We start from the raw sequence: 12,938 nt of genomic DNA, 5'->3' as shown, positions 1-12,938 counted from the left end.
AAAAAGCGGAAGATATAAGACACACCCAATGGGGTAAAGAACTATACAAAATGCGCGGCCAGACCATCGAGCGGGTATTTGCCGATGCGAAGGAAAAGCATGGCATGCGCTATACAAATCTACGAGGCTTGAGGAAAGTCGGACATTACCTCACGCTTCTTTTCGCATGCATGAATTTAAAAAAGCTGGCTTTATGGAAGAAAAGACGGGGAACGTTTCCGCCAACAGTCCCCGCTTTACATTCGTTTTTCTTAAAAATTTTCTTCGCCTTCAACAAAAAGCCGCTTTTAGGATGCATAACCTAAAAGCGGCTTTGTCTACAAGCTGAACCGGATTTTTAAATCCGGTTTTCATTCGGTGCTTATCAAATTTATCCAGTGAATGCGGCTTATAGGCTCGCCTATGTTGACATGCCCGGCTATCGATCCCATCACCTTACCGTCTATCAAAAACTGCACTTTTTCGACGCCCTCTATGGATGTTAGCGTCTGAACTACGGATTCCACAGCAATTTTTTCTAGGTGGCTCTCGTCCAGCAGGTCCAGCAGGAGGTCCTTGCCGACATCGACATAAGCTATAGTATCTCTTATATAAAAATTCTTCAGGGTCACATTGTCGGGGAATATCCTTCCCAGCTTTTTATCCGGTCCCGGCCCCTCGAGAAGTCTGGCCAGGGCGTAACTGGCCTTTTCTTCCGTTGAAAGGTTCGGATTTTTTATTGCATACGTCACGGGTACCAGGTAATTGCGATCCTTATCAGCGTAATATACGGTAACGGTGGAAATTTCAGCGGCTGTATCCTGCGAAGGCGTTTCGTTGATCAGCTCCGGGCGTTCAAAATCCTCTTCAAAGGGCTCTCCCTCGACCGATATCCTAACCCCGGTTATATCTTGGAATTCGGTGAGGGTAAATACGATCTGGAGCTTTTTCAGCTGCACCTCGCCTTTTAAAAATTCTTTTGATACATCGAGTACTGCAAGGCCGTCGGCCACATCGAAGTTGATCAACCTGACCTCCCGAAGCATGTTTTCAAAGGGCTTCGGAGCATCGAAGGAAAAAAGATTTGAAAGAGCGGTTTTGGCCGGTTCTCCGCCGGCTTCGGCGGTAAGCGTCACGGGTACCAGGAAACCGTCTTTAAAATAGTACACAATTACTTTGTCGATTTCATTTGCTCCCGATATCCTGGAATTGTAAACCATATTGTTATTGTTTTCGATAGTGATTCCGGGGCCGCTTTTACAGCCGGTCAAAATAACAAAAGAAAAAATGAGCAGTACAGCCAATAAAACCTTCTCCCTCATCGCCGGCCTCACTCCCACAAAAAAGTTAAACCCCCGCTATAATTTTACCATAGCGGGGGAAATTTTTCTATTCTTCATGAATTTTTTTTAATTTTTGCGTCAGCCTGCTCTCGTTCATCCTGTAACTCAAAGTTAAAAGGCCGTCGAGGAGGTGCACGTTTTCGACGATCACCCCGGGACCGGCTTTAACTTCGACGGGGGCGAAATTCCAAATCCCTTTTATCAAGGTTTGGCTCAGAGTGTCCGCTACCTCCTGGGCGTTTTCACGAGGCACAGTGATCACCGCAATGTCTACTTCGTTTTCATTTATAAAATAAATTATATCCTTCATGTCGTGCACAGGAACGCCGCGGATACTGCTTCCGATGAGATTGGGATTTACATCAAACAGAGCCAGAATTTTAAAACCGTGTCGCTCGAAATCACCATAACCGGCAAGGGCCTGCCCCAGTTTACCGGCTCCTACTATCACCATCTTGTGTTCCGTATTTAGACCTAGAATTTTCGCAATCTCGTTATACAGCTGTTCGACATTGTAGCCGTAACCCTGCTGACCGAATTCTCCAAAGTTGTTTAAGTCCTGCCTGACCTGAGATGCTGTAAACCCAAGGATACGCCCCAGCTCCTGGGACGAAACCCTTTCAACATTCTTTTGCAAAAGTTCGCCCAGGCATTTATGGTATTTGGGAAGCCTCCTAATTACGGCAAGCGATACCTTTTTAACCTCATCGGATGCCATAATATCCCCCTGATTATAAACTGTTACATAGATATAATATAACACAACGTTCTATGCACGTCAAAGATTTTTTATTTTTTGCCAATTTTCGAGTACAACACTTTTGTATTGGCCATACCTAAAACTAATAGGGGGATTCCTCCCGAGGAGAAATCCCCTTTCCGGCTTTATAAATCGCGGCCGGCCGGCAAAGTCTTCTGAGGTTCGTCGATGGTCTCTCTGCCCCACACCTTGTGCATAATATAAGCAACGACAAAGAACATCACTATGGTGATCAACCATACGACCATCGGATGGTCAAAGAACCCTAAAATCAAAAATCCTATAGCAGAGGTTACCGCCGCGGTTAGGGCGTAGGGCAGCTGAGTGTTTACGTGTTCTATATGCGGACATGCACCGCCGGTTGAAGACATGATGGTTGTATCCGAAATCGGAGAACAGTGGTCCCCGAAAACGCCTCCGGAGAGCACCGCCGCTATGCACGCCAGTATGTTTATCTTCATCGCCACCGCCAGAGGTATGGCTATCGGGATCATTATGGCCCAAGTGCCCCAAGAAGTCCCAGTGGAAAACGCTATGAAAGCGGTCAATACGAATATGGTGAAAGGCACGGCCCATGCGGGGAAGGTTTCGGACATGATACTGGAAACATATATACCCGTTCCTACTTCTTTACATATGCTGCCTATAGTCCAGGCCAGGGATAGGATGAAGAGCGCCACCATCATCGACTTGGCTCCCTGTATAACCGCTTCCATAGAATCCTTCAATCGCACAACACCTCGAATCGAATAGAAAACAGCCGTCAGGATCAGGGTTATCGTAGCGCCCCAGACAAGAGCTGTGGCCGAATCGGAATTCATCACCGCCTCGAAAAAGCCTGTTTTACCTTCAAAAAACCCGCCGCTGTAAGCCATACACAGCAACATTATTACTATCAATCCTACCAACGGACCGACCATGTCTATCGCGGAGCCTTTTTCAGACTTTTCCATACTCTCAAATTCGTCCCCCGGGGGTATCTTCATTATACTGGTGTCCCAGAGGCCTTCACCGGAAAGAGCCCTGCGTTCCGATCGGACCATAGGTCCGTATTCCAGGTTGGTAAACGACGTAACCAGAACCATCAGTACTATGAGCCACGGGTAAAAATCGTAAGGGAGCATCTGCATGTATACGGTGTAGGGGTTCAGGTTCAGCTTATACTGCTCGAAAAGCGGCATCATGAGGGACGCCACATAGGCAACCCATGTGGAAACAGGTACAAGAGTGCATACGGGCGCTGCCGTCGAATCGATTATGAACGAGAGCTTGGCCCTGGAGACCCTGAATCTGTCAGTTACAGGTCTGAGGGCTGTACCCACGGTCATGCAGTTGAAGTAGTCATCCATGAATATCAAGACTCCCAGGAGCCAAGTTATGAAAAGCGACAGGCTCCTGCTCTTTATGTTTTTCTCGGCCCAGCGCCCGAAGGCCTGTGGGCCGTTCGCCCTGGAAATTACGCCTATTATAGAACCCAGGAGCGCCGTGAAAATGAGCACCCTGAAGTTCCAGGATGGGTCGCCGGCGGTGTTAATCAGGGTCTCAATAGCCTTCTTAAAAGCCTCAATCACGTTTCCTCCGGTAAGAATCATGGCGCCCACCATAATACCGATCACCAGGGAACTCAGCACTTCTTTCGTGATCATCGCCAAGCTGATGGCTATCACCGGCGGAAGCAGTGACAAGAACCCATAGTGCTCGGGTTTTTCCTCCTTCTGATCCCCGTCTCCGAAAACCGGAATTGCAAAAGAAAGTATAAGCAAAATTACAACACACCAGACAAGTCCTTTGCTTATCCTCACTCTAATCCTCCTTCTCGATTATTTTTTAACGTTTTTAAGATAACCGATCCCCCCTCATCAATTATATAATGGTTATATATTTAATATTACAAAATTTCTACCATTTATTTTATTTTATTTATGTTAAGATTTTTCTACCACATAAGACTCTTTTGGCAACATCTCTGCCTAAAATTCGGCATACGCCTAATATTTAGCGGATTCCTTTTTATTTTAGCAATATCAGGCGATAATTTCAATATAGTATTGAAAAAAACCGGCGATCGCGCGAAAAAAATAAAACGCTGGAAAACCAGCGTTAGGTACAAAATTATGGTGGAGCTAAGGGGATTCGAACCCCTGACCTCTTGAATGCCATTCAAGCGCTCTCCCAACTGAGCTATAGCCCCACTAATAAAAAATATTTTATTTTTGGTGGGCACGGCAGGGATCGAACCTGCGACCTCTTGAATGTGAGTCAAGCGCTCGTACCACTGAGCTACGCGCCCACAAATTTTGGTGGAGACGATGGGATTTGAACCCACGGCCTCTACAATGCGAATGTAGCGCTCTCCCAGCTGAGCTACGTCCCCACTTTCCTCAGCTGAGCCACGCGCCCGAGGCTTAACCTCAAACGCAAGATTTATTATACCCTAAACTTTAAAAAAATGCAACCCCTTATATTCTGAATTTCTATTAAACCGGTATCAAATATTTCCTAACAATCAGAGGTACGGAGCTTGACGCTGTCAAGACAACGCTTTCGCCTAATCAATGCAGAATCCATTCAGCCTTCGGAAAATATCCGGTCTATATGGACTTTCTTGCTCGCCCTGAATTTACTTGGCGGTATTCCCACCACATTTTTGAAAACCCTTCCGAAATAATTAGGATCATTATACCCTACCTGCCGGCTTATTTGCCCGATACTTAAATCCGTAGTCAGCAACAGCTTTTTGGCCTCTTCCATTTTCAGTCTCGTAATGTAATCAATAAAATTCATCCCTGTAAAATTTTTAAAACCGTGGCTGAAATAATAAGGACTGATGTGAACATGTTCGGCCACCTGTTCCAGGGTGATGGGTTTTCTGAAATTTTCCTGAATATAGGATACCGCCTTTTCAAAGACCTGTAGATTCATGCGCTTCCGGCCTAGGGAAACTTCTTCGATAATCCCCCGTAAAACTTCCCTCATCTGGTTTCTAAGTTCTGAAACGGTATCGCTCCGCAAAATTTCTTCCACTGAATGCCCACTTAAAGCCGCAAGCTTTTCCTGGTCCGCCCCTGCTTCAAAGGCAACTCTTATGAGGGTGGTGATAATCTCGATAAGTCGTGTCTTCATTATAAGAGGGTTAACAGACCGTTCCTTTACGGCATTGCCGAACAATTCATCAATTATATTGAAAGCTCCCTCATCATCACAGCTCAGAACTTTTACCGATAACTGCGATTCCACCTCAATCGAAAAAAGGCTGAGTTCCTCGGTAAAAGGAATAACATTTTCGATGTGAATTACCTGACTCTTACCCCAAAAAAACTTGTGATGGCAGGCAGTAACGGCGTCCTTATACGACAAGTGTAAATCCAGTATATCCTTATACCGCCGGCCTATTCCAACAGAAACCGATATTCCCGTATCTTCTTCTACATTATCTTTTATGAATCTACCTAACTCTATCGCCCACTCCACTTGAGATACAACGTCATTTTCAACCCTAAAAAGCACAGCATATAAGTTTTCATCCATGTTGACGGCCAGAGCATTAAAGCTTTTTGCACATTTCTCAAGGCTCTGTAGAACTTTTAAACGGAGATTTTGTTTTTGAATTTCGCTTTTATTGCACGTTTCGGAATAATAATTATCAATGGTTACGACCATTACGGTATTGGGTTGTATGATTATGTTTAATTTTTTCTGTAAATTCCATATATCTTTTGCACTGGTGATGTTGTTAAAAAGCAGGTCCCGCAAAAATCCGCGCCGGGCATATACTTCTAAAGGATTGTTCTTATGGCAAGTAATTTCATTCATTGCCCGACCACCTCATTCCACGGCCTTTGCGGGAAAAACAGCGGATTTTATAATATCCTTTGCAATTTCATATCCTGCATCGGCGTAACGTATAACCCCAAGAGCCGGGTCCGCCTTTAAAACAAGGTCAAGCCGTTTTTGGGCTTCTCTGGAACCATCGGCTATAACCGTGACCCCGGAGTGAATCGAATACCCTATGCCCACACCGCCGCCGTGATAAAGGCCCACAAGAGAAGCGCCGGAAGCGCAGTTCAGTAATGCGTTTAATACCGGCCAGTCGGCAACGGCGTCGCTGCCGTCTTTCATGGCTTCGGTCTCTCTGAAAGGCGAAGCCACCGCCGCTGCGTCCATGTGATCTCTGGTGATGGCCACGGGCGCCTTCAGTTCCCCGAGTTTCACCATCTCATTTATAATATTTCCAAAAACCGCCCTCTCCTTATAATTTAACCAGCATACCCTGGCGGGGAGCCCATGAAAGGCAAATCTTCTTTCAACAAGATCAATCCATTCCTTGAGCCTCCCGTCTCCCTTGAATATTGAAAGGATTATTTCATCGGTTCGGTATATGTCTTCCGGGTCACCGGAGAGTGCTATCCATCGAAAAGGTCCCCTTCCCTCGCAAAACAACGGCCTTATATACTCCGATGCAAAACCCGGAAAACAGAAAGCGTCTTTTACACCCACCCTATGCCCTTGTTCCCGAAGATTGTTGCCGTAGTCAAATACTACCGATCCGCGCTTTTTAAATTCGATCATAGCTAGCACATGGCGCTTTATAGTGTCTCTGGCAATTTTCTCATACATTTCGGGATTGGTCTTTCCCAGTTCTCTTGCTTCCTCCGGCGAGAGATCTGATGGTACATAGCTTTTGAGGTCATGGGCTGGAGTCTGGTCTGTCACTACGTCGGGTTTTATATTGTAAGATAAAACAGCCTCATAGGCATCGGCCGCATTGCCTACAACCCCTATTGATATTGGTTCGGCCCTTGAAATATATTCTTTTGCAATTTCACATGCTTCTTCAAGGGACGAAGCCATTATATCGATCATGCTGGAAATCAGCCTTTTTTTCACTATAGCCCTATCCACATCCACCACAATGGCCACGCCGCCGTTTGAAGTTATGGCAATTGGCTGAGCGCTGCCCATCTCGCCAAGGCCGGACGTGAGCACCAATTTGCCTCTTAAACTGCCGCCAAAATGCCTTTTTGCCACCTGAAAAAAGGTTTCCCAGGTCCCTTGAAGAATGCCCTGGGTCCCTATATAAGACCATGAACCTGCCGTAGACTGACCGTAAGCAGTAAGACCTTTTTCGGAAAGCTCCTGAAAATAATCCCAGTTTGCCCATCGGGGGACCAATAAAGCTCCGGCCATTATTACCCTTGGCGCAAATTCAAATGTCCTGAAAATACCCACGGGTTTTCCCGACTGTATCAACAGGGTTTCATCATTCTCCAGAGTCTTAAGAGCTTCGATTATGGCTTTCAGAGAATTTAAATCTCTTGCCACCTTCCCAGTCCCGCCGTAGGCCACCAGTTCTTCAGGATCTTTTGCTATATCCGGATTAAGGCAGTTGAGCAGGAGCCGTAAAAGTCCTTCCTGTTGCCAGCCTTTACAGGATAATTTGTTTCCGGTTGGAGATTTAAAGATTTCCATGAGCTATCTTCCCTTTTTAAGTTCCGCAATAATTCTTTCCGGTTTTAAAGGCATTTTACACATATAAGTAGAAAGTGCATTGTTTACCGCGTTTACAACTGCAGGTGCCGTTGGGATCGTTGCGATTTCACCTATGCTCTTTGCTCCAAAAGGTCCTAAATCGCCGCCTTTTTCAATTAAAAAGACATCGATAACAGGCATTTCAGGCGCATTGAACATGTTATACCTTGAAAATCTATCTGATTTCAGCTGTCCTGTTTTTTCATCAATCTCGAGATCTTCCATTAATGCAAAACCTAAACCCATTTGAATTCCACCATGTATCTGCCCTTCTACCATCCCCGGATTTATGGCTTTACCTACATCAAATACAGCGACTATTCTCTTTACCTTTACAAGCCCCAAAAGTGTGTCTACTTCCACCTCCGCAAAATTTACTCCTGCTGATGCCGGGTTATCTTTCGATTCATATGTGATTGTTTGAATCAGCTCAACATGATTTTTCCTTTGTATCAAACTAGCCAGCTCGCCGTAAGAGTACTTAATGTCAGGATTCTGCAGGGTATAGACAAAGCCGTCTTCCATCACTATTTCATACGGAGTAACGCCTAAAATCTTTGCACACTCGTTTACAAATTGCTCCCTTAATTTTTCACTCACCATCTTAGCGCAGGCTCCACACACATGAGTCACCCTGCTTGCATGACATCCCACATCATAAGGGCTTGTTTCGGTATCCCCTTCGGGCACTTCTATGTGCCTTATATCTACATCCATGACCTCGGCAATAATCTGCTTCATTATTGTTGTAGTGCCCGTCCCCAGATCGTGCAGGCTTGCATTTAGTATTAATGTCCCGTCTTCCAGCATTTTTAACGTCATGGTAGTAAAATCCTGATATGCGCCGTAATACCCGTTAACATGGGTAGCACAGGCCATACCGACTCCATATTTATATCTGCCGCCGCTTCCAACCTTTTGCCATTTTCCCTTCCATCCGAATTCCTCTGCGCCTTTTTTTACACAGTCGATTATGCGGATGTTTCCAAGGGGTGGTCCGCCCGAGGGATCAAGGGCATAAGGTTCCACAAGATTTTTAAGTCTAAATTCAAGGGGATCTATACCAAGTCTCCTTGCGGTATTATCAATATTTATCTCAGTTATCGCATGAATTTGCGGCGAACCATACCCCCTCGCCGCCCCTGCAATGGGAGTATTTGTACGCACAACGCTTGCTCTGTACCGCTGATTCATTATTTTATACAACCTGAAAACCTTTCTCCCCATCGCCATACTGATAACCGCGCCATTGGAAGTATAAGCACCTGTATCCAAAAGCAGCTCAATATCTCTTCCGACAATCCTACCTTCTTTATCAACAGCCGTTTTTACGTTTCCTATTGTCTTTGTTCTCGTCCTTGTGGAGCGGATACTCTCTGTTCTTTCAAATTCAATTTTTACAGGCCTTTTCAAATCCATAGCAAAAAAAGCAGCGTACGGCTCAAGGATAACCTCCTGTTTTCCCCCGAACGAACCTCCCATAACTGTTTTTACTACTTTTACTTTATTTAAGGGCAGGCCCAGAACTTTGGCTACGATAAGCCTTACAGAAAACATTATCTGGCAGGGGGAATACACGATAACTTTATTACTTACGGGGTCGAATTCCGATATTACCGCATGGTTTTCCATTGCAGCGTGATGTATTTTCTGGGTCTCAACCGTGTCTTCGGAAATAAAGACGTCACCTTTAAAAGCTTTTTCGATATCACCGCATTTAAATTCCACATTAAAAAACGGAACCGCTTTTTTTGGGTTGATAACAAACTCAAGCTGTTCGTAATCAATTTTTATAAGCTTTGCAGCCTGTTCTGCAACTTTTTTATTTTCAGCAACAACTGCCGCAACAAAATCCCCTGCATATCGAACTTCTTCAGAAAAAAGCACCTGATCTTCAATAGCGTTCTGTCCCAAAAACCAAACCTGGCTGTTGAATGTTGTTTTGGGAGTATTTTTATAACTATATATTTTTACTACCCCGGGGACCTTCTCCGCACTTTCAGTGTCAATATTAATTATTCTTGCATGGGGATACGGGCTATAGACAAACTTGGCGTAAAGCATGTTCGGAAATTCCATATCACCCGTATATCGCACGGTGCCAGTGGCTTTCGCTTCGGCGTCTCCTATGGGGATTGACTTACCTACATATTTAAATCCTTTCATCAGCTCTGTTTCTGTTATCACAGATTAATCCCCCTCCCGGAAAGCTCATTTATTATATCTTCCATTACATCTTCCGCAAGCCCTCTTATGGCAACGCTCTTATATGGCATGGACGCCCTGTTGGGGATCGTGTACTGCACAAGACGCGATAGTTTTTCCCCTAATACTTTCGCAAAATCCTCGTCCATCTTTCTGTTAATTAATCCATCGCAATCCTTTAGCAGTACAAAATTTTTTCCTAAGGTTCCAACCGCAGCATTAATTTCTAAGCATACATCTTTATGATATTTTAAATTGACAGCCAGATTTAATTTTGAAATTGTGACACTTTTTCTTGCGCCGACTTTGGAAAAGGAGGAGAAACTGTCTGGAGAGCATGGAATGTATATGTTCTTAACAATCTCATTCTCTCTTAAGCATGTTTTTCTCATATCGATTATAAAATCTTCGATATTAACCTTTCTTAAGCCCTCTACCCCGAAAACCTCAACAACCGCCGACAGCGCTCCGAGAGCCGGAAGACTGTCTGCGGCAGGAGATGCGTTTACTATGTTGCCGCCTATTGTAGCTCGATTTCTTATTTGAACAGAGCCTATCTTAGCAGCAGCTTGAGCGAGGCATCGTGCATATTTTTTAATTATACTGCTGTTTTGAATTTCAGAAAATGTTGTTACAGCCCCTATTTTAATAAAACCGTCCTGCACGCTGATACCCCGAAAATCCTCTAGACACGATATATCAACAAGCAATTCGGGAGAGACCTTGCCCTCTCTCAATTTTATGATGAAATCCGTACCCCCCGCGATATATGTTAATTTTTTGTTATTCTTTAAAAGCTCGAGGAGGTCTCCTTCCGTTTTCACACTTACTGCCTCGTACGAACGCATCTTTCCTCCCCCTTTTGCACAGCATCTATCACCGCGTCCACAATTTTTTTATAACCTGTACACCTGCAGAGATTGCCTGCAATAGCTTCTCTGATTTCTTCCTCGGTGGGATTGGGATTTTGATAAAGCAAGCCTTTAATAGAGAGTATCATCCCGGGGGTACAGTAGCCGCACTGAATCGCCCCTTTTTCGATAAACGATTTTTGAAGCTGGTCAAGTTCTCCATTTTCAATCAAACCCTCAACCGTTAGAATCTCCTTGCCCTCTGCTTGAAAGGCAAGAACAAGACATGATGTTACCGGTTTTTTATCCATAAGGACGGTACATGCCCCGCACTCACCTTCAGAACATCCTTCTCTTACGCTCTTTATTCCGATTTTATCCCTTAAAACATCAAGGAGTCTCTCTTCTGATCCTACATCTAACTTGTATTTTTTGCCATTTACATATAGCACAATTTCCATTCTAACACCTGCCTAAAAGTCTCGATTATTTATAAGTTCACGTCATAAGAGACATGCATTCTATGCATGCCCATAGACTTTAAAACGGACCGTAGTTTATAAGCACAGCAACAATTAGTGAAACCGCTGCAAAGCCCCACGTTATAAGAAGATAAGGCATAATGTATCTGAGCCATTTATTAAACGGTATTTTTGCAATAGAAAGGAAAGCCATAGTAACTGCCGTTGTGGGAAAGCACAGGTTTGAAAGCCCGTCGCCGTATTGGAAAGCGAGTATTGCAATCTGACGATTGAGATGGAGAACATCCGATAATGATACCATTATGGGCATTGTTACCATTGCCAGTCCGCTTCCGGACGGTATGAAGAAGTTTAGTATAGACTGAACTATAAACATGCCTATCGCTGTAAATATTGTAGGTAGATGCGCAAGAGGTATAGATAAATAGTGAACAATGGTATCACTTATCTGAGCGTTATCCATTAAAACCTGTATGCTTCTAGCAAGACCTACTGCCATTGCTGCAGGAAAAATATTTTTCCCACCCATAATAAATTCATCCGCTGTCTTGCTTGGGTTGAATCCCGCCAATGCACCGGCTATAATTCCTCCCATAATATATACGGCGGACATTTCGGTAATGCCCCACTTCCAATTAAAAGTTCCGTAAAGAATTAAACCTATGGTTAGGGCAAGATCAAGCAAGATAAACCCGTGCTTTGTCGTGAAATTTGTCTTGAATATATTATCAGAGTTATACTGCCCTCTTCCCGTATTTATGCCGTAAACAACGCTGCGCGATGGATCCTGCTTAATCCTTTTGCCGTATATAGAGATATAAATAATTGTTATTGCCGTAAGTATAACAAGTATTACAAGCCTGTATCCGATGCCAGAAAACATAGGTAATTGCGCTATGGTTTGACCGATACCTACTGTCCACGGGTTTGTAGGTCCTGATGTCCACCCGATAACAACCCCGAGCAACCCCATCGACACACCTACTACCTCATCATAACCAAGGGCGAGTGCAATAGAAATCAGGATCGGCGCGAAAGGTATGGTTGCTTCGAACATTGAAGGGAAAGCACCAATGCACGCAAAAAAGATGGTAAGGAACGCAATAACCAAAACACCGTTGTCTTTTCCGGTTCTCTTCAATATTTCTGAAAGAGCCGCGTTAAATACTCCGGTACTATCAAAGACCCTAATTGCTCCTCCAATTAAGAAAATCATGAAAATCAAAGCGGCAGCGTTTTGCAAACCTTGCGGAATTGCCATAAAAAATTCCATTAAATTTATAGGATTTGGTTGAATCTGATGATAACTTCCTGCTTTTGTAATCAGCTTTCCTCCGACTTCAACCTTATCATATACGCCGGCGGGGATAAGGTGAGTCATAAGTGCAACAATAACGAGTATTGTAAAGAGTATTATAAACGGATGCAGCAAATCGTCCAATGTATACTTTGTTTTCTTTTCCAACTAAATCACTCCTAATAAAAATTAGCGGGGGCACCCCTGATTATGGTGAGATAGACTTACCACCTCCAAATCCTAAGCGGGATAAAATTAAAAATTCATGTTTTATTTTATTTATTAAAAACTTCTATAAGTAATAAAAAATACCTTCAGGAAAAAAAAGATGCAATCTTCACTTTTTTGCTTTACACATTTAAAACCCAAAACCCCATAGATGTACATTAGAACGAGCATCATGAAAGCAATTTAATCCAGAATTAACAAAAAAAATACGAAGGTGAATGATTTTATATTCCATAAATTTATAAATGTCTATTAATCAATATT

10 protein-coding genes and 3 tRNA genes are annotated in these 12,938 nt (G+C 43.8%); 1 reads left to right on the top strand and 12 read right to left on the bottom strand.

Annotation, left to right across the window (positions count from 1 at the left end; all coding sequences use genetic code 11):
- The coding region (locus LZ11_RS09260) for a transposase (protein ID WP_187695070.1) at positions 1-305 on the top strand (305 nt) is incomplete at its 5' end.
- A gap of 45 nt (positions 306-350) precedes the next feature.
- Here LZ11_RS09260 and LZ11_RS09255 read toward each other — a convergent pair.
- The 12 genes from LZ11_RS09255 to LZ11_RS09200 form a co-directional block, all read right to left on the bottom strand.
- The gene (locus tag LZ11_RS09255) at positions 351-1,283 is read right to left on the bottom strand and encodes a GerMN domain-containing protein (RefSeq protein WP_170240353.1); all 933 of its coding nucleotides are present in this window, start codon (positions 1,281-1,283) and stop codon (positions 351-353) included.
- A gap of 85 nt (positions 1,284-1,368) precedes the next feature.
- On the bottom strand, positions 1,369-2,040 hold the full coding sequence (locus LZ11_RS09250) for a redox-sensing transcriptional repressor Rex (RefSeq protein ID WP_148867609.1): 672 nt from the start codon (positions 2,038-2,040) through the stop codon (positions 1,369-1,371).
- Positions 2,041-2,207: 167 nt separating this feature from the next.
- Positions 2,208-3,884 (bottom strand): Na+/H+ antiporter NhaC family protein, encoded by a 1,677-nt coding sequence (locus tag LZ11_RS09245; protein WP_148867608.1) that lies wholly within the window; start codon positions 3,882-3,884, stop codon positions 2,208-2,210.
- 313 nt (positions 3,885-4,197) lie between these two features.
- Positions 4,198-4,273 (bottom strand) — tRNA-Ala (locus tag LZ11_RS09240).
- A gap of 23 nt (positions 4,274-4,296) precedes the next feature.
- Positions 4,297-4,372: transfer RNA gene (locus tag LZ11_RS09235), tRNA-Val, on the bottom strand.
- Positions 4,373-4,380: 8 nt separating this feature from the next.
- Positions 4,381-4,456: transfer RNA gene (locus LZ11_RS09230), tRNA-Ala, on the bottom strand.
- A gap of 194 nt (positions 4,457-4,650) precedes the next feature.
- Positions 4,651-5,895 (bottom strand): helix-turn-helix domain-containing protein, encoded by a 1,245-nt coding sequence (locus tag LZ11_RS09225; protein ID WP_148867607.1) that lies wholly within the window; start codon positions 5,893-5,895, stop codon positions 4,651-4,653.
- 12 nt (positions 5,896-5,907) lie between these two features.
- Positions 5,908-7,551, bottom strand: coding sequence for a urocanate hydratase (gene hutU, locus LZ11_RS09220; protein ID WP_148867606.1), 1,644 nt, complete (start codon positions 7,549-7,551; stop codon positions 5,908-5,910).
- Between the two features lie 3 nt (positions 7,552-7,554).
- Positions 7,555-9,798: a xanthine dehydrogenase family protein molybdopterin-binding subunit gene (locus tag LZ11_RS09215; RefSeq protein ID WP_222927235.1), complete on the bottom strand. Its 2,244-nt coding sequence runs from the start codon at positions 9,796-9,798 to the stop codon at positions 7,555-7,557.
- Complete coding sequence (locus tag LZ11_RS09210; protein ID WP_170240352.1) at positions 9,795-10,640, bottom strand: FAD binding domain-containing protein; 846 nt, start codon at positions 10,638-10,640, stop codon at positions 9,795-9,797. Before LZ11_RS09210 ends, LZ11_RS09215 begins: the two co-directional genes overlap by 4 nt.
- A gap of 2 nt (positions 10,641-10,642) precedes the next feature.
- The gene (locus LZ11_RS09205; RefSeq protein ID WP_148867604.1) at positions 10,643-11,128 is read right to left on the bottom strand and encodes a (2Fe-2S)-binding protein; all 486 of its coding nucleotides are present in this window, start codon (positions 11,126-11,128) and stop codon (positions 10,643-10,645) included.
- 79 nt (positions 11,129-11,207) lie between these two features.
- Positions 11,208-12,614, bottom strand: coding sequence for a YfcC family protein (locus LZ11_RS09200; RefSeq protein WP_148867603.1), 1,407 nt, complete (start codon positions 12,612-12,614; stop codon positions 11,208-11,210).
- Positions 12,615-12,938 lie beyond the last annotated feature (324 nt).

Origin of the sequence: Thermosediminibacter litoriperuensis (assembly GCF_008124715.1) — a bacterium.
Classification (GTDB): Bacteria; Bacillota; Thermosediminibacteria; order Thermosediminibacterales; family Thermosediminibacteraceae; genus Thermosediminibacter; species Thermosediminibacter litoriperuensis.
The sequence above is the reverse complement of the archived record's forward strand: the minus strand, read 5'-3'. Positions and strand labels throughout refer to the sequence as shown.